The sequence below is a fragment of the Acinetobacter lwoffii genome, from assembly GCF_019048525.1.
Lineage (GTDB): Bacteria > Pseudomonadota > Gammaproteobacteria > Pseudomonadales > Moraxellaceae > Acinetobacter > Acinetobacter lwoffii_K.
In genome coordinates, this window is record NZ_CP077369.1 from 2720259 (window position 1) to 2737391 (window position 17133).

Genomic DNA, 17133 nt, shown 5'->3' on the forward strand with positions numbered 1-17133 from the left:
ACTCCTATGTAGTGAATAAACCGACTATAAAGTCATCTGTCTTAATTGTGAAATAAATAGAATGCATGTCTTTTGCAGATTTTTTCTATAGTACTTTTTTCGAAAAATTTATCTATAATCGCTGCCGATTCATTGTCTGGCTTAATAGCATTTTCGGCAAGTTTATAAAATCGAATAACAATTCTCTGCTTGTATAAGATACCTCGCTCTGCACATCATAAAGCCCTATAGAAGTAGAAATAGGGACTTAATTTTACAATGGCTAACCCTGCTCAATTAGTACGTCACAAGCTGCTCAATACTTTCTTTTCCCGCCATTCGGTCTGGTTTGCCTGCATTCTGATTGCAGTGATTTTTACTACATTTCATATCGGTTATTCACCGCGTTATATCTATTATTTTATTCCACAAACGTTGGTGAATACCCTATGGATCCTGAGTATTCTGCTGAGTTTGCTGGGTTTGTATGATGTACTGCAAAATAAGCATTCCATTCTGAAAAATTATCCCATCATGGGACATTTCCGCTTTATCTTTGAAGAATTCCGTCCGGAGATTCGTCAGTATTTTATTGAAGCCGACCGCGATGCACTGCCTTTTTCCCGTATGCAACGCAGTCTGGTGTATCAGCGGGCAAAAAATGAAAATTCAGATAAACCTTTCGGCTCGATTCTGAATGTCTATGAAGATAATTACCGCTTTGTTAGTCATTCTATTACGCCCTGCAAAGTTGCCGATCCGCAGACTTTTCGCATTCTGATTGGAAATGAGCAATGTACTCAGCCCTTTTCAGCTTCTATTTTAAATATTTCAGCCATGAGCTTTGGCAGCATGAGTGCCAATGCGATACGAGCCCTTAATCTCGGTGCTAAAAAAGGTGATTTTTTCCATGATACTGGAGAAGGCAGTATCAGTCCCTACCATCTGGAATATGGCGGCGATCTGGTTTGGGAGATTGGCAGTGGTTATTTTGGCTGCCGTACTTTAGATGGGCAGTTTGATCCGGAACGTTTTGCTGCACAAGCGAAATTACCCCAGGTGAAAATGATTGAAATCAAGCTTTCGCAAGGTGCTAAACCCGGACATGGCGGTATTTTACCTAAAAGCAAGATCTCGGAAGAAATTGCCCAAATCCGGGGCATCAGCCGTGAACATGATTGCGTATCACCCTCTAGTCATCCCGCCTTTAGCACCCCGATTGAAATGATGAATTTCATCCAACGATTACGTGAACTTTCCAACGGAAAACCGGTCGGATTCAAGCTATGTCTGGGGCAGCCCTGGCAGTTTATGAGTATGGTCAAAGCCATGCTGCACACCCAGATTTATCCCGATTTCATCGTCGTCGATGGCTCTGAAGGTGGAACGGGCGCTGCACCCATTGAGTTAATCGACTTTGTCGGTGCACCCCTAAGAGAAGGTTTACTATTTGTGCATAATACCCTTGTTGGTGCAGGTTTAAGAGATAAAATCAAAATTGGTGCAAGTGGTAAAATTATTAGTGCATTTGATATTGCCAGCACGCTCGCGATTGGGGCAGATTGGGTGAATTCGGCACGTGGTTTTATGTTTGCCGTCGGCTGTATTCAGGCTCAAAGCTGTCATACCAACCAGTGTCCTGTCGGTGTCACCACACAGGATAAAGATCGTCAAAAGGCCTTACATGTGCCCACCAAAGCAGAGCGCGTATTTCATTATCATAAAAACACCTTACATGCCCTGTCTGAACTAATAGCTTCCGCAGGTCTCAAACACCCTTCCGCTATTAAGGCGCATCATCTGGCACAACGCGTGAATAATCACGAAATAAAGAACTTTGCGCAGATTCATTTTTGGCTCAAAGAAGGTGAATTATTATCCTGTGAAAATAAGGATGAGGAGAACTTCTACTTCAGGATGTGGAATTTGGCCCAATTAGAAAAATTTTAATTTGATGCAGTTAAAATCAAAAAAGGCGTTTTAATAAACGCCTTTTTAAATATCCAATTTTCAATCTATTAATAATAAGTTTTGCTGCCATGTGCATGCAGAAAGGCTGGAATCAAACCCGTCAATGCAGCGCGAATATCAGCACGTTCATTGATTAACTGATGCGAACCTTCTTCCAGCATCAGTAAAGTCTGGAGCCGGAATTTACGCCGGATAAATTCGATATTATAACGCCAATCAACAGTCTGATCCTGTGCACCCTGTGCCAGCCAGACTGGAATACGACAAGCCGGACGCGCTTCCATTTCCAGCATCCAGCGTGACATCGCCAGAATCCAGTCCATGCCCATCATTCGCGGTTGTAATGGATCTTTAAGCCGGATAAAACGCAGAAACTCCGGATTATGGTTATTGCGTCTAAAATGCCGGGGAACTTCACGTTTGATTCGGCTAATAATGCCAAGCCCGACCGAATTATGCCACCAAGCAGTTTTGGCGGGACGAATCAATGGTGATAATAGCAAGACCCGCTCGACAAAAGGATTTTCACGACGTTCTGCAAATTCCAGTAAATGGTGCATCCAGATCGCACCACCGGTACTCTGGCCGATGCCAACCCAAGGTTTCGGTAATTGTGAAGCGTGCTGTACATAGCGATGTACTGCATGCAAGACCTGCTGATAATGATCAAAATTCTGAATGCTAGCAGGTGAACCATCACTGAGACCATGTCCCGGCAAGTCATAGGTCAATACGCTAAAACCCTGTTCCAAAAGCTCTTTGACAATCGGCTGATAAATACCGCTATGTTCCAGATAACCATGCAGCAAAAAAGCGGTTCCCTGAATATTGTCAAAGCGGGTATTTTCCAGATTCGGTTCAAACACCTGTACATGCAACCTGAATAAAGGCATCTGTACATAGCCCTGCCAGTGTTTGCAGTCCAGTAAATCAAAACCATAAAGCTTGCGATAGGATTGCAAGTCAATCGGCGGTTCATCACTACGATTCAGGTTTAAAGGTGGCAAGAGTTGAGGCGTAACATCCCGACTCGGAATGGGTAAATCCAGCTGTTTCAGAATGGTGGGATTTAAAAATGGGATATCAGACATTATGGCACCTCCCGACAGTCACTGGATCCAAACCACATATCGCGCATGGTCGCCAACATTTCATAATTGGCACGACGACTGTGATCATAATTTTGTGCACTTGGACGCCATCGTGTCAATGGCGTTGGCATCGGCGCTTCTACCGGAATGGTTTGTATGCCATTTAACGCAAATAAACGGCGGGTACGCGGCATATGATAACGATCCGTAATCAGAATCACTGTAGGCGCTCCACCTTTCTTTTGTAATAATAATGAACTGAAACGGGTATTTTCACAGGTGTTCATGCTGCGATCTTCCAGTAATTTGGCATCGACACCATGATTTTTTAACCAGCGCTGCATATACGGCGCTTCGACCCCACTCAGAACAATCGGCAACTGATAATGTTTCTCTACTGCCAGCGTAGTTTCCAGACGTAGTCGCGTATAGTTATTGACTACAATTTCTTTGCTTTGTTCATCCAGAGTTAAGCCACCACCCAATACCACAATCGCATAAGGCTGAGAGCGATTCGCGGGTTTAGCCTGCTGTTGCTCTTGCAGTAAAGCCAAGTCTTGCTGGATCTCCTCTCCATCAGTTTCCTGTACCGAACTGGCTTCCCCTTGTTCCAGCGGATGCGTCATCAGAAACTCCATATATTGCTCAATACGTTCCTTGTTTTCACTACTGTCCCACTCCAGCAATTCCCGGACATTTGCTGTCGGATCGACTGGTTCTGCATCTTCCTGTGAGGACAATAACGGCACCTGAGCAGGTGGACTTTGCTCTGTTTTTTGATCTTGCTGCTCGCGTTGATATTCTTCAATTACTTGCTGCAGTGCTTTATAACGCGCCTGAATCAGCATCAGGTTGGCAGAATTATTCTGCTGGATATCCTGTTCCATGACCTTTAAATAAGCCTGACGGGCAATCCACAAATCAGAGCCAGGTTCCAGATTTTCATGCTCGCTTAACGCTGCCATTTTCTGGCTTTGGGCCGCGACTTCATTTAGCTCTAGGGAGACAAACTGGTTTAAACCCTTGACGATCATTTTTGAGTAAAAAGGCGTATAAACCAACACCAGTAGACAGCCGCATAGTACAAATAGTCCAGTGATAATTTGTAGCAAACGTACCATCCAATGGGTGTTTTTCATGTTATTCCTCTTCCTGATGAGAACGGATCAAGCCATTTTTATCGAACAATACAGGTTCAGGTTCCAGCATTAGACTAAATTTTTCCCAAACCGATTGCTGTACTGCACGATAAGTTTTACGTACATCGGTGAGAGAGGCTTGACCATAATTCACCAAGACCAATGCCTGTTTGTGAAACATGCCGACAGACCCCAACTGTTTACCCTTCCAGCCCGCCTGATCAATCAGCCAGCCCGCTGCTAGTTTAACTTGAGCATTGGCTTGTTGGTAATGGGGTAAATTCGGGAAAGATACAGCAATTTGGTCAGAGACCGCCTGATCAACCACTGGATTTTTAAAGAAGCTACCCACGTTGGGAAATTCTTGCGGATCAGGTAATTTGCTCTGACGAATCTGAATGACCTGTTGCTGCAAGTTTTCTGCTGTGAGCTGATCACCGACCGCAGTCTTCAGGTCACCGTAATTCAGTTTCAAATCTGGCTGTTTAAGTAATCTAAAAGTCACATGGGTAATCACATAACGGTTAGGATCATCTTTAAAAATACTATGCCGGTAGGCAAATTGACAGTCTGCTGCCTGAATCGAGGCAAATTGTTTCAGCTGACGGTCATAGACCTCGACGGAATCGATAAACTCGCCGACTTCAACGCCATAAGCGCCAATATTCTGTACTGGCGAAGCACCGACACGTCCAGGAATCAGGGCCAAATTTTGTAAACCATACAGACCTTGTGCTGTAGTCCAGAGCACGAAGTCATGCCAGCCTTGTCCGCCGCCTACACGTAAACGTTGCGACTGATCATCAGCATCCAGCATTTCAATGCCTTGAATATCCATATGCAGAACTAGCGCATCAATCTGCTCCGGCAACAACATATTACTGCCGCCTGACAGGATCAGCAAATTGATTTGCTGCTGTTCCGCAAAATCTAGTGCAGTTAGCAGATCAGCGGTGGATTGAATCTGAGCATAGTGCGAAGCAACTGCTTCTAAATTTAAGGTATTAAAAGGTTTAAGTTGAACCTGGGTTTGAATCTGCATCGCTTAAACCTTGTGTAAATTCTGTTTAAAAATCTCAATCCAGGCCTGGCTGCTGGACTCACACTGATCAAGCACCCGTTCAAAGCCATCCGCTTCGCCATAATAGGGATCCGGTAAGGCCTGTTTCGGATAGGTCTGATCATGTTCACTCATCAATGCCACACGTGCACGTACATGACCAAACTGAGTTTCTGCCAGACGCTGTATGTTCTGGATATTGGATAAATTCTCCAGATCCATCGCCAGAATCAGATCATAATCAATAAAATCATGCGGAATAAGTTGACGTGCGCGAAGTGCTGAAAGGTCATAGCCACGTTTCAGCGCATGCTGCTGGCTACGCAAGTCCGGTGCCTTGCCCGGATGATAATTACTGGTTCCGGCAGAATCGACCACAATATTCAGTTGCTGTTCATCACAATAATGTCTGAGTACAACTTCTGCCGTGGGAGAGCGGCAAATATTTCCCAAACAAACACATAACACCTTGTATGGCGTTCTGGATGACATAAACAACCTCAGAGCTACTTTATTTTAAGGATTCTTATGTTAAGTTATTTATATACTGATTCCTATCTTACAACCATAGAATAATCTCGTATTTGCAATAAAAAAATCAAGGATATCGCCATGAATCGTTTTCAGTTTCAAACCGTCCCCAATATCATTGCCGGACTAGGCACGATTCAGGAATTATTTAAAATTCTAAAAAATGGCCGTTATCAACGTCTTCTGCTAGTGACTGACCCGGGGATGCTGAAGCAGCAATTACATTTGCCGCTTCTTGATATTATTGAATCTGCCGGGCTGGAGTACGTGATTTACTCGGATGTTCAGGCCGATCCGCCCGATACAGTGGTGCTTGAAGCGGCGGCTTTTGCAAAACAGGAAAATATTGATGTGGTGCTGGGCTTTGGTGGTGGCAGCTCGATGGATGTGGCCAAACTCATTGCAATTTTGGCGCATCCCGAGCAGCATCAGACACTGTCCGATCTGTATGGCGTTGATAATGCTACCGGACCGCGTTTAGCTTTAATTCTGGTACCGACCACCGCTGGAACAGGTTCGGAAGTGACGCCGATTTCGATTGTCACCACAGGTGAAACGACCAAAACTGGCATTGTCGCGCCCATTCTCTATGCAGATATTGCCATTCTGGATGCAACCTTTACCCAAAATCTTCCGGCACAGATCACTGCCGCCACCGGCATTGATGCCATGGTGCATGCCATTGAAGCTTATACCTCAAAACACAAGAAAAACCCTTATTCGGATATGCTGGCCAAACAGGCTTTAAGATTACTGAATGCCAATCTGCAGCGCGTGCTGCAAGACGGCAATGATTTAGATGCGCGTCAAAATATGCTGATTGGTTCCATGCTGGCTGGACAAGCCTTTGCCAATGCACCGGTCGCTGCTGTACATGCGCTGGCTTATCCGCTTGGTGGACATTTTCACCTGTCACACGGGCATAGCAATGCACTGGTTCTAACTGAAGTATTAAAGTTTAATGCGCCAGTGGCTAAACAGCTCTATGCGGAATTAATGACCTGGCTGGATCCCCGCAGTAAAGGTTGTCATGATGGCCTGACCGATCTATTTATTGATCATTTTAATAATCATCTGATGCAAAGCGGTTTGACTCTAAAACTAAATCAGTTGAATGTTCCAGAACATATGCTGCAGGTCATGGCAAAAGATGCGATGCAACAAAGCCGGCTGTTGCAGAATAATCCCCGTGAACTCAAGCTGGAGGATGCTTATCAGATTTATCAGGCGATCTATGCCTAGATCAATTTCCACCTAAGCCTTATCTAGCCGAGGACTGAATAGTGATAAAAGCCACCATCAAACAGCGCGAACACTATACATTTTTCCTGCCCATTCAAACCCGATGGGCAGACAATGATCTGTACGGCCATGTCAACAATGTGACTTATTACAGTTATTTTGATACCGCAGCCAATGCCCTGCTGATTCAGGAGGCTGATTTTGATCCTAAATATTCCCCGATGATTGGGCTGGTGGTCAGCTCCAACTGTCAATTTAATCAGGAACTGTCTTATCCGGAAATTATTGAAGTGGGCGTGGCCATTGAAAGCATGGGAAATTCATCGCTCAGCTATGATCTGGCTATTTTTAAACGCAACTCAGATACAGCCGCTGCGCAAGGCAATTTTGTCCATGTATTTGTTGACCGTGAAACACGAAAAAGCACCCCGATTCCAGTCGAAATGCGGGATGCTTTATCTCGATTTGTTGTGACTTAACATCCAGCCTATTTCAGCTGAATATTTTGCAGTTCACCATCAAACTGCTGTAACAGATCGCGTACTGCCGGTTCAGCATGTAACAGTTCTTCGGCACGTTTAAAGGCACGTACCTTACGCTGATGCTGCATGGTATAGGGCGTTAACTGATCCACATTTTCAAATTTCACCTGGAAATTGGTTTGCGGCCATTGCTGTTGCAAAGCAGCTTCCAGATGATGTTGCAACTGGGTCAACAACTGCTGGTACTGTTCAGGAATATGGAAAACGGATTCGCCATTCATCTGGCCAGTCATGACGCCATACTGCACCAGTTCCTGTACCGCTGGAGAAAGCTGGCTATTACGGAACCAGTATTCCCATTTTTCTACGCTCCACTCGCCTTCTAAGGTTTGCTCAGGTATTTTTAAAATATCCTGTGGCATCAGATTCTGCGTATTTACATCTTGGGAAATATCTTCCAGCAAAGCTGTCTGTGCAACTGGCTGAACCGGAGCTGTGTTTTCAAGAGCAGGCTGAGCAATCGAATCCTGTGAAAGTTCCAATTCCGGTGCAGCAAGACTAAATTCCTCATCAGCAGGCATACTGTCTTGTGCTGGCTCGGTATGAATCACAGCATCTGCAGGAATAAACTCTTCAAGCAGAAAATCATCTGAACTGTTGCTTGTAGCCGCTGTTTCTGGGGTGCTCTCGATTTCATCGAAACCAAATAGGCCTTTATCATCATTTGGATCAAAAACAATCTGATCCGCAGACTGAATCTCTTCAATCACTGTTTGAGTTGCTACAGGCTGGACAGGTTCAGGTGCATTGATGCTGGTTGGCTCTTCTTCATCGAGAAAATCATCCGAAGAAGGCCCAGACGCTGATGCAACATCAATCTCCTCATCTGTCCCATCGTCCAGAGAGAAATCATCAAATACCGGTTCTGCCTCCAATGATTGTGTTTCTATTGATTCAGATTGAAGTTGTGTCTGAACAGGTGGCTGTAGACGTGTTGTATGGGTTGTTGCCTGTTGCGATGCAGTCTCCTGCATTACTGGAATTTCACTTGGTTGTAATGGACGGAAAGCCAGTAAGCGTAGCACCGTCATCTCAAAGCCTTGTTCCTGCGTAACTGCAAGCTGTAAATCGGCACGACCCTTACAGGCAATCTGATAATAGAGTTGCAGGTCTTGTGCTGAAATTAGAGCCGATAATTGCATGATCTTTCGATTGATCTCGGCACTATATTTCAAACTCAGATCTGGCAGGTACTGCAATAAAGCCAGTTCATGCAGGGTTGAAATCAGCTGGTCGAGCACCAGTGATACATCCAGAGCTTGCTGGCGGAACTGTAGCAATAACTGACTGACTTGTGCTTTCTGATTCTGGTGAATCGCCAGAATCAGGTCATAAATAATAGTACGGTCAATCAGCCCCAGCATGTCTTTAACATCCTGATGCTGAATCGCTCCCTGACCATAGGCAATCGCCTGATCGGTCAACGACAAGGCATCACGTAATGAACCTTGCGCAGATTCAGCAATCTGCCAGATCGCATCCTGATCAGACTGAATACTTTCTTTGCTAAGAATATGGCCCAGATGTTCGGTAATTTCATCGACTGCCAATGGGCGCAAGGTAAATTGCAGACAGCGAGAAATTACGGTAATTGGCAGTTTTTGCGGATCGGTGGTTGCAAATAGGAATTTGACATGTTCCGGCGGTTCTTCTAGCGTCTTTAACAAAGCATTGAAAGAATGCGTGGAGAGCATGTGCACTTCATCGATCAGGTAGACCTTAAAGCGACCTTGAGTCGGTGCATAAGGCACATTGTCGAGCAGCTCACGGGTATCTTCGACCTTGGTACGGGATGCCGCATCGATTTCGATTAAATCAATAAAGCGCCCTTCATTGACTGCGGTACAGGTCGGACACACCTCGCAAGGCGTCGAAGTAATACCGGTTTCGCAGTTCAAGCACTTCGCCAAAATACGTGCAATCGTGGTTTTTCCGACACCACGCGTTCCTGTAAACAAATAGGCATGATGCAAACGGCCACGTTCGAGCGCGCTGGTTAAAGCACGTGATACATGGTTTTGCCCCACCAATTCATTAAAATTACGAGGACGGTATTTTCGCGCAAGTACTTGATACATGTATGCTCCTTTTTACAGGTCTAAGCATACTGTTTTTTTATAAAATAGTGAAATGAATGCCGGTTTATAAAGAATAAAAATCCCTTGATCAAAATCATTGAAAAAGGGATATAAAACAGATGCTTTTTTAAAATCAGACGGATTCAAACAAGATAAAGTCACTTTGCATCTGGTAGCGTTTGCCTGTTTGATCTTCACGAATTTCCAGAACATGCTTTTTCAGATCGACATAGAGTAGATTCCGGGTATCGACATTCAGCAATTCAATCTTTTGTTGTGATTCATCCTGAAACCGAATATTCCCGCTCATCGTTTCAATTTCATTATGACCACTTAAACTTTCACGCTGTAAAGTAAAGGTCTGATCTTCATTTAAAGTTAAGGCCACTGCCATGCCTGGACAGTCTTCACAACTTGAAAAGCATCCCATACATGGCGTTGTACCTTGATAATTCCCGACCCAGGCAGGAATCTGAGCTTTGGCTTCCATCACCGTTTTTACAGCCGGCTGATTCGGCTCCTGACATCCGAACAACGCACTGCTTGCGACCAGTGGAATCACCAGCACTTTTTTCATTACTTCACACCATAGCCATGGACTGCGCGACAAAATAACATATTTGTCTGATGGGCTAAACTCCCAAATCAGGGATAACTAGCGCCAGCCTTTGCGGCCGGTCAGTACCGCATCCGCACAGCGCAATGTTTCCTGCGTCAGGCCCCAAAGACGATAATCTCCGGTTAATGAACCTGTCGGGAAATTATGGGTATAGGCAAAACTTAAATTCCGCTCAGGATCGCACCAGGCACCAGAGCCATTAAACCCCATATGACCAAAACCTTTAGAGGCTTTTCCTAAAGTGAGAACACGGTGATAACCCAAACGCCAGTGCATCGGTAAAGGCATGACCCGATCTCGTGTTTTGTATTGCATCTGACTAAGTCGCTGGAACACCTCAGGCGAAATCAGTTGCTGACCTTGCCATTCGCCATGATTCGCCAGCATGGTATAGATTTTTGCCAGACTCTCTGCAGTAAAGACACCATTGGCGGAGGGAATAATCGCTTGTAGCCCCTGTTCACTAAAGAAACTAAATTTCTTCATGCCTTTGGGAATCATGGCATCCTGAAAATCCTGAGGATCCTGCCCGCTAAAGACCAAGGCTCGCTCCATCAGGTTCGGCTTTCTTGGTGTAGTTTTTTTCGCAGTCTGTGTTTGAGACTTGGCTGCTTTAGGCTTTAAAATGGGCAGCGCTACCCGAGCTAACTCATTCGTCGGTACGCTAAAATAAGCACCATTTAACTGTAGTGGCTGTACCAGATATTCCTGCATCAGCTCACCCAGTTTTTTACCAGTCGCTTTTTCTAATGCTCCACCCACCTGCCAGCCAAAAGTCAGCGGTTGATAGGCTGCATCTGTTGCAACTCGAAAACGTGGTTCCGCTGCTGCAATCCGGTCCAGCATATGCGACCAGTCGGCCATTTCAGTGGCATCATCAATCATATTACGGATATCAAACAGGCCACTTTGATGACTCAGCATATGCGCCAGAGTAATATTTTCTTTACCCTTTTGTGCAAATTCAGGCCAGTATTCTGCAACCGGTCGATCATAATCCAGATAACCTTGACTCACCAGAATGTGCGCCAAAGTCGCCAGCACACCTTTGCCTGTGGAATAACACAGCGACATGGTATCCGGTTGCCAGTTTTCAGTGACAGACTTTTTACCGGTATAAATATCGACGACCTTTTGTCCCTCAAAATATACCACCAGTGCGGCACCACCCTGTTCGGTACGTGCATCCTGCAAACGGCTAAACTGACGGGCAAGGTCACTGAAACGCTCATCGACATTGCCCTGATAATTATGCTGATCAGCAAACAGATAATCTTTAATTGGCTGCATCATTCTATCCATAGAATATTGATCCCTTAAAATGAAAAAGCCTAAATCGGGTTTAGGCTTTTGATCCAGATTTAAATCGCTTTGATATGACCGGTGACATGCGGTTTTTGACTCTTACTGTTTCGAATCAGGAAATCTGTCTCATTCGCTGCCTGCGCGGTCAGGAACTCAACTTTAGATGGCAAGTACATCGGCAACTTGAACCAGACATCAACTTCATAAGCATCTGGCAATGACAGATTCGCCAGTGCTTTGGCTTTGCTCCACATACCATGTGCAATTGCCTGTTTAAAGCCAAAGGCTTTCGCTGTAACTGCATGAATATGAATCAGGTTAAAGTCACCTGAGGTCATGGCATAACGGCGACCCGTATTCTCCGAGATGCTCCATTCATTATTCAGTTTGTATTCTGGCGCTTGGCTTTCTGCAGGTTTAGCAGCCGCTTTAGCATTGGTCTTTTGACGTGACAGATAAGTGGTTAATGCTTCAACTACGACTTCACCTGCCACTTTGACTGTAGTAATGAAATCAAACTGAACGCCTTTATCATGTGGCTGTAATTCACCAAATTTGCATGATAGGGTCAAGGTTTCATTGACGCCGATTTTACGGTATTGCTTCACTTGGTTACGGATATGTACCAGACCCAAGATCGGAAACGGAAATGCTTCTGAAGTCATCATGTGCATTTGTAGACTTTGTGAAAGCACCGTCAGATAGATTGCTGGAATATAACCATTATTTTTAAAACCGCAGACTTCATTATAGGCTTTCAGATGTTTTTGATCGACCTTGAATGAATCCACCACATATTCAACTTGCGGTAGAACTTTTTCAGCTTTCGGCTTTTTAAAAATCAAGCCTTGAATCACTTTTGGATAGGCTAAATAAGGTTTTGGAAGTTGACTAAAATGGCGCGTATTCATACTGAACCTTTAAAATATTCTTTTCATTTATATATGAGTGGATTTCTCTCTCCCTTTGGGAGAGAGTTAGAGAGAGGGCTAAAAAAAGGCCCCTAATCTCCCTCTCCTAAATCCTCCCCCTGAGCTTCAATAAAAGCGCAAGAGAGAATTTGAATGCTTTAAGCCCCTAAAAGACTTTGACCACATACACGTATCACGTTGCCATTTAAACCTGTTGATGCAGTAGCAGCAAACATTGCAATCGTTTCTGCAACATCGACAGGTAGACCGCCTTGACTCATCGAATTCATACGGCGGCCCGCTTCACGGATCGCAAATGGAATCGCAGCCGTCATTTGTGTTTCGATAAAGCCCGGTGCAACGGCATTAATGGTTATACCATTTTTTAAAGTTGGTGCTGTGAATTTCACCACACCAATCACACCCGCTTTAGACGCTGCATAGTTGGTTTGACCCAGGTTACCTGCAATGCCTGAAATTGAGGATACACAGATAATACGACCATTGGCATTTAGACCATCGTTGGAGATTAAATAGTCATTTACACGTTCAATCGCAGACAGGTTGATGTTAATCACCAGATCCCATAGCTCAGGCTTCATATTGGCCAAAGTCTTGTCACGGGTAATACCGGCATTGTGCACAATAATGTCCAGACCACCCTGCTCAGCTGCTGCCGCTTTGATTTTCTCACCTGCATCTGCAGCAGTAATATCAATAGCTAAAGTTGAACCGCCAATTTCACCGGCTACACGATCAAGGTCCGCTTGCTGCTGCGGAACATCCAGACAGATGACATGTGCACCATCACGTGCCAATACATGAGCAATCGCTTCACCAATACCACGGCTCGCACCGGTTACTACAGCAGTTTTGCCTGCTAATGGTTTAGTCCAGTCTACGTCTACTTTTTCAGCTGGTGAAACACGGATCACCTGACCAGAAACATAGGCAGACCGTGGAGAAACTGCAAAACGTAAAGCAGACTCAAGATTTGCTTTAGCACCAGCATCTACATAGATCAGGTTCGCTGAAATTCCCTTTTTAAACTCTTTACCCACAGATTTTACAAAACCTTCCAGTGCGCGTTGAGCAATGGACTGGCTGACTGATTTAGCAGTTTCAGGCGTAGTTCCTACAATCACGACACGGCCAGAACTTTGGATTTGACGTGCAATCGGGTTGAAGAAATCATAAAGTGATTTTAACTGTTCTGAGTTTTCGATTCCTGAAGCATCAAAAATGACAACTTTGAATTTTGATTCTTTATCGCCTGGATTAAATGCACCCAGATTCAGTCCAGCTGATGCAGCAGCCTGTTGTAATTCAGCATTGTTACCTGCATAGCTATTGGCATGAATATTTGCCAGAACCTGAGCAATAGCACCAGTCAAGGTACTTGCCGGTGCTGCTCCAAACAATACTGCACCTTTGACTACAGGTGTAGCAGACTCAAAACGCTCTAAAGAAGTTGGGGATGGCAGACCCAAATTTTTAATGACAAATTTACCAATAGGAGATTTTGCAAAAGTTTGGTACTGATCAGTCATGTTTATTATCTCTCATACAAATTAATTTTTGGTTGATCTAAAGTTATCCTTAAACTTCAGTATGATGCCAGACACTTATATTTCAATAGATCTACCAGTTTCCGCCCAATCATACTTGAGATAACAGGCAGATGACTTGACCTAAGCGCAGTCTGTAATGTCATTGTAGTCAATACAGCTTATCTTCTTCTATGCTAATGTAACCGCCAAGAAGACGATCTATTTGCCTGGTAAAGCCTTATGAGCAAAACAACTCAAGATAATCCAGCAGTCGAGAACTCTGCGACAGAAACTGTGTCAAAACCATCAACGCGTAGCAAGCGTAGCACTAAAAATCCTGATACAGCCAATGCCACAGAAAAAAGTCCGGCTAAAACCACACGTACACGCAGTACATCTGCACGTACCAAAAAAACGACTTCAAGCCAACAAGATTCAACATCTATAACACAGACTTCTGTTCAACAGGAACCAAACATGAGCCAAAATACAGTTCGCCGCGTTGCTATTATTGGTGGTAACCGCATTCCATTTGCACGTTCTAACGGTGCTTACTTTACGGCATCCAATACTGATATGTTCACAGCAACCCTGAACGGCCTAGTTGAACGCTTTAATCTGCAAGGTCAACGCTTAGGTGAAGTGGTTGCGGGTGCAGTACTGAAACACAGCCGTGACTTCAATATGACCCGTGAATGTGTACTAAATACTGCCCTTGCACCTGAAACGCCTGCTTATGACATCCAGCAGGCATGTGGTACTGGTTTGCAAGCGGCATTTCTTGTTGCCAACAAGATTGCTTTAGGTCAAATCGAAGTAGGCATTGCAGGTGGTGTAGATACGACTTCTGATGCACCGATTGCTTTTGGTGACGGTTTACGTAAAGCATTACTTGAGCTAAACATTGCGAAAACTGCAAAAGACCGTCTGAAAGCACTGACCAAAATCAATGTGAAAGACCTTATGGATGCACCAAAAAATGGTGAGCCGCGTACAGGTCTGTCTATGGGTGATCATCAGGCGATTACCACACTGGAATGGGGAATTTCCCGTGAAGCGCAAGATGAACTGGCTGCATCTTCACACCAGAAAATGGCTGCAGCTTATGAAGAAGGTTTCTTTGATGACCTGATTACACCATTCTTGGGTCTTCAACGTGACAATAACCTGCGTGCTGATTCTTCAGTTGAGAAGCTGGCAAAACTTAAACCTGCTTTTGGTAAAGGTGATGCACGTACCATGACAGCGGGTAACTCTACACCGCTAACAGATGGTGCTTCTTGTGTGCTATTGGCTTCTGAAGAATGGGCGAAGGCAAACGGTCATGAAGTGCTAGCTTACCTGACTTTCCAGGAAACTGCTGCAGTTGACTTTGTCGAGAAAAAAGAAGGCCTGTTGATGGCGCCTGCTTATGCAGTACCACGTATGCTAGAGCGTGCCGGTCTGAAACTGCAAGACTTCGACTATTATGAAATTCATGAAGCTTTTGCATCTCAAGTATTGTCTACGCTGAAAGCTTGGGAAGATCCGAAATTCTGTAAAGAGCGTTTAGGTTTAGACGCTCCACTGGGTGCAATTGACCGTGCCAAACTGAACGTGAAAGGTTCATCACTTGCTGCCGGTCACCCGTTTGCAGCAACTGGCGGTCGTATCATTGCGACAGCAGCAAAACTGATTAACCAGAAAGGTTCAGGCCGCGTACTGGTGTCGATCTGTGCAGCCGGTGGTCAAGGTGTAACGGCGATTATTGAAAAATAATTGTTCCCACTATAAAAAAAGCCCCTCAAATGAGGGGCTTTTTTATGACTTATTGATTTGGCATCGGGTTATTTTTAAAATACTCATCTACTTTATTCCATGGTGCAGTCGATGCCACGCCTTTCACCATATTCTGGTTCACACCCTGACAAAGTGCGTTGTCCGGCGTCAAATGAAAAGCATTTACATTTGGATCCATATAAGGAATTGAGCCTGGACGGCGCTGGAAATAGAAGTTTAACCAATCGACCACAGCTTCAAAGCCATAATCCGACATGGCCCATGCACTGTTATGTCCGCCCCAATGATGACCAAATTCATGTGCAATAATTCGATAACCAGATAATCTGTAATGGCCATAGAACAACCAGGTATCCACTCCCAAGACTGCTCCACCTCCTAAACCACCACCCATATTGGTAATGCCAAGATTAATTTCATTGCGGTTAAGAATTTCCCGATAGATCCGGACATAATCTTCTGGCTGAAAGAAACCATTCGGCCCTTCTACCTGACCAGCATTGCCCAAAAAATCGTGTCCCATGACCGCTTTATGGTTAAACCATAAGGTTTCAAATTCTGGAGTACTGAGCATATAGGCCAGATTAGTCATCATCATGACCCATTCCCGGGCATAGACCGGCGTAATACGACACCATTTATTCGGTTCATCATAGGTACCGAAATAAATTTTCCATTTGGCTTTAATCTGGTTCAGCTTTTTAACGTGCTCATCAGTCTCAGAGCTAATTTTCAGATCAAAAACATTGCTTGGATTTTGCGTGGTCTGACTCAGACCTGCCAGCTGGATCGAGCCTGTGCCATCAAGCAACGGGAAACGGGATTGATCGGTTAACTTGAGATCAAAATTTGCCTTCGAAAATGGCGTCAACTGATCCAGCTTAGCCAGAATCACCCAGTCTTCTGAGTTTTTAATCTTGGCACGAATCTGCAAATCACGTACAGGCACAGCACTGTAACTTTGCACATGCAGGTGGTTGCCATTTAGAGTTGCCGATAAAATCTGGTTCATATAAACATGACGCTGGCTGCTATTAGTCAAGATTTCCCATGATTCACCATCCTGCAAAACACGGCTTCTCTCGCGTGCTTTAGATTCGGTTAAAATCATAGCTTGGTTTAGCTGGGTGGATTTATTCTGTTGCAGGGTCAGCATTGGCAGAATATGAATTTTCTGATTGGCCATGTGTATTAGATTCTGACCATAAATATAAAGATCGCTAGCCTTGGCCAGTCGACTGCTCTGGTTTTGCCCTTTTAAAATATAATCTCGGAAAGTATCTACACTTTTATTGGGTAAGATAGACTCTGAACCGTACCGGGTTTGTCGGAGACT

General features: G+C 44.5%; 13 protein-coding genes and 1 pseudogene. 4 read left to right on the forward strand and 10 right to left on the reverse strand.

Features of this window, described 5'->3' with window-relative positions:
* The first annotated feature begins 258 nt into the window (after positions 1-258).
* Entirely contained in the window at positions 259-1929 is a 1671-nt protein-coding gene (locus tag I6L24_RS12765) for an FMN-binding glutamate synthase family protein (RefSeq protein WP_216986135.1), read from the forward strand.
* Positions 1930-1997: 68 nt separating this feature from the next.
* Here the strand turns inward: I6L24_RS12765 and I6L24_RS12770 are convergent, their stop codons facing one another.
* The 4 genes from I6L24_RS12770 to I6L24_RS12785 are packed head-to-tail and all read right to left on the reverse strand — an operon-like array spanning position 1998 to position 5732.
* Positions 1998-3041 carry an alpha/beta hydrolase gene (locus I6L24_RS12770; protein WP_216986136.1) on the reverse strand — a complete coding sequence of 348 codons (1044 nt, stop codon included), beginning with the start codon at positions 3039-3041 and terminating at the stop codon, positions 1998-2000.
* On the reverse strand, positions 3041-4180 hold the full coding sequence (locus tag I6L24_RS12775; RefSeq protein ID WP_005106608.1) for a YdcF family protein: 1140 nt from the start codon (positions 4178-4180) through the stop codon (positions 3041-3043). Before I6L24_RS12775 ends, I6L24_RS12770 begins: the two co-directional genes overlap by 1 nt.
* A gap of 1 nt (position 4181) precedes the next feature.
* Positions 4182-5222: a UDP-N-acetylmuramate dehydrogenase gene (murB, locus tag I6L24_RS12780; RefSeq protein WP_216986137.1), complete on the reverse strand. Its 1041-nt coding sequence runs from the start codon at positions 5220-5222 to the stop codon at positions 4182-4184.
* Positions 5223-5225: 3 nt separating this feature from the next.
* Positions 5226-5732: a low molecular weight protein-tyrosine-phosphatase gene (locus I6L24_RS12785; protein ID WP_004278810.1), complete on the reverse strand. Its 507-nt coding sequence runs from the start codon at positions 5730-5732 to the stop codon at positions 5226-5228.
* Positions 5733-5852: 120 nt separating this feature from the next.
* Between I6L24_RS12785 and I6L24_RS12790 the strand changes: the two genes are divergently transcribed.
* Entirely contained in the window at positions 5853-7013 is a 1161-nt protein-coding gene (locus tag I6L24_RS12790) for an iron-containing alcohol dehydrogenase (protein WP_044108857.1), read from the forward strand.
* A gap of 44 nt (positions 7014-7057) precedes the next feature.
* Positions 7058-7492, forward strand: a complete 435-nt coding sequence (locus I6L24_RS12795) for an acyl-CoA thioesterase (protein ID WP_081401206.1) — start codon at positions 7058-7060, stop codon at positions 7490-7492.
* A gap of 8 nt (positions 7493-7500) precedes the next feature.
* Here the strand turns inward: I6L24_RS12795 and dnaX are convergent, their stop codons facing one another.
* The 5 genes from dnaX to I6L24_RS12820 form a co-directional block, all read right to left on the reverse strand.
* Positions 7501-9633: a DNA polymerase III subunit gamma/tau gene (dnaX, locus tag I6L24_RS12800; protein WP_216986138.1), complete on the reverse strand. Its 2133-nt coding sequence runs from the start codon at positions 9631-9633 to the stop codon at positions 7501-7503.
* A 133-nt stretch (positions 9634-9766) separates the two neighbouring features.
* Positions 9767-10210: a copper resistance protein NlpE N-terminal domain-containing protein gene (locus I6L24_RS12805; protein WP_216986139.1), complete on the reverse strand. Its 444-nt coding sequence runs from the start codon at positions 10208-10210 to the stop codon at positions 9767-9769.
* Positions 10211-10288: 78 nt separating this feature from the next.
* Entirely contained in the window at positions 10289-11554 is a 1266-nt protein-coding gene (locus tag I6L24_RS12810; protein WP_216986140.1) for a serine hydrolase domain-containing protein, read from the reverse strand.
* 59 nt (positions 11555-11613) lie between these two features.
* Complete coding sequence (locus I6L24_RS12815) at positions 11614-12468, reverse strand: MaoC family dehydratase (RefSeq protein WP_044108854.1); 855 nt, start codon at positions 12466-12468, stop codon at positions 11614-11616.
* Positions 12469-12626: 158 nt separating this feature from the next.
* Positions 12627-14018: a 3-oxoacyl-ACP reductase gene (locus tag I6L24_RS12820; protein WP_004645432.1), complete on the reverse strand. Its 1392-nt coding sequence runs from the start codon at positions 14016-14018 to the stop codon at positions 12627-12629.
* Between the two features lie 240 nt (positions 14019-14258).
* Between I6L24_RS12820 and I6L24_RS12825 the strand changes: the two genes are divergently transcribed.
* On the forward strand, positions 14259-15776 hold the full coding sequence (locus tag I6L24_RS12825) for an acetyl-CoA C-acetyltransferase (RefSeq protein ID WP_216986141.1): 1518 nt from the start codon (positions 14259-14261) through the stop codon (positions 15774-15776).
* Positions 15777-15825: 49 nt separating this feature from the next.
* On the opposite strand, the pseudogene I6L24_RS12830 reads toward I6L24_RS12825, so the two are convergent.
* Positions 15826-17109, reverse strand: a pseudogene (locus I6L24_RS12830) (hypothetical protein); the annotation flags it as partial.
* Positions 17110-17133: the final 24 nt, after the last annotated feature.